The sequence below is a fragment of the Pelovirga sp. genome (assembly GCF_059864205.1).
The window spans coordinates 1-1,741 of record NZ_JCBCBS010000044.1 but is presented as its reverse complement, the minus strand read 5'-3'; the positions used below and the strand labels follow the sequence as shown (position 1 = coordinate 1,741).

At 46.1% G+C, this 1,741-nt stretch carries 2 protein-coding genes; both read right to left on the bottom strand.

From position 1 onward, the window contains the following. A partial coding sequence (locus tag AC6F7T_RS02385; RefSeq protein ID WP_500716368.1) for a Tle-like phospholipase domain-containing protein occupies positions 1-824 on the bottom strand: 824 nt, incomplete at its 3' end. 15 nt (positions 825-839) lie between these two features. Beyond that, the gene (locus tag AC6F7T_RS02380; RefSeq protein WP_500716367.1) at positions 840-1,652 is read right to left on the bottom strand and encodes a hypothetical protein; all 813 of its coding nucleotides are present in this window, start codon (positions 1,650-1,652) and stop codon (positions 840-842) included. Between the last annotated feature and the right edge of the window lie 89 nt (positions 1,653-1,741).

Sequence of the window (1,741 nt, the reverse complement as noted above, 5' to 3'; positions counted from 1 at the left end):
CCGTCATGGTCAAATTGCACCCCGGCGTCAAAACCAACCGTGTTGATACCGTTGCCGTCAAGGTCGAGGATGATGGGAGAAGCCTGTAGTTGTGCTGAGTCAAAGCTCTGTTGGAGGCTGTCGATGAGGGCTTTCCTGCTGTGCTGGTTGAGGTAATAATAGATCGCAAGGGCTGGATTCATCCTTGCAATGAGCGGTTCCAACCAATCCGGGATCGGGCCCATCGACGAAATGGGGGTATCATAACTGGTTCCGATTTGTTTGCCGACCTTGTTGATGAAATCGAAATTGGCATTGTAATTCACAATATTTTCAAATGTTTGGCCAGCAAGATCCCCGAAGGTGTAAGGGTTGTTTTCCAGGATGCTTTTAACGCCCGGTGCATTATAGGTGTAGGTCTCCGCTCCGGTCACCGCACCAACCAGTTGTGCCAAGGCGCCGCCTAGGGAATGGCCGGTTACACCGGGGGATTGATAATTGTCGTCGACAGTTTTACGTTTTACGTCATCATAGAACTGTTTGGCATTATGGTATTGATTGGGCACGTTCACGCCAAAAGCAATCTGAAGATCTGACGTGATATCTCGCGGTCCGTCCGTTCCCCTGTAAGAAACAACAACTTCTTTTGTGTCTTCATTTCTAAAAGCAACTCCGAAAAATCCATTGTCATAGCCTGTGCTTTCAGAAACGGCGTACACGGTCCAGTTGTGACCATTTGCATCGGTATAAGCAACGGTAGAGTTCTCAATGTCCGATTGAGTCCAATTGGTGTAGGCTTTTTCACTGAGGTTGGCATTCAATAGCTGGTTAGAATAACTCATCATCCCCCTCCTTTAAGGTTATTTAACAGCCTGTTTTGCTTCACGCATTAATATATCGATTGTTTCATTCGCCTTTCGTGCCGTAAGGCTTTTTTTTCTCACCTCTTTAAACACACCATCGGGGATGACAAACTTTAAAAAGTCATCCGTATCAACTTCGATATGGCTTCGATAGTCCACTTGACTGTCCACTTGTAGCCAAATACCGACATTATTTATAGGTCTGTCGATCATGACAGAGGGCGGCGAGCAGTCGAGTTTGATATAGGCCAATCCAGGCAGAATATCCTTGTGAAACTCCCGGTAATAGAGACTTGTCGTCGCGCCTTTCTTACGAGGGATATAATCCATTGTGGCCAGATTAGCTTTGCGATTGTATTTCCCATCAAGATTTGTTGAATAGCGCCTGTCCTCAAGAGACCATTTCTTCCATTGTTCATGCGTTCTTCCAAAAAAATGTGTGGCTGAAATCAACATATATTTCTCACCCGCAACCCCCTCCTCCGGGTATTTGATGGGCAGAGAGCTGTCCACATACAGATAGATATTGAGATAGTAATATGGGGCGAACCGACCCTTTTCAATTGCAAACTCGATGGCCTCCAACCCACCGTCCGGCTCTGTACCCGGATCAGGAGCAGGCAATCCGAAACGCTCGGCAAACGCCTTTGTATAGACAGCGATCCGCATTTCTTCTAATGGCAGCAGCGGGTAATCGGGATGATTTTCGACAGCAAAAACTGACGCCAGAAAAATCAACTGCGCCAGAAAAATCAGAGGTAACATTTTTAAATACTTGTTAACGACCCCTCTAGCTGTCTGAGACTTCATATGCCTTTCTCCTTAAATTTAATCGTCAGGGTTTCCACGAAAAAAATTCACCATGCTCCAACTGGTTTGCCGGGATTTATTGAAAAGCT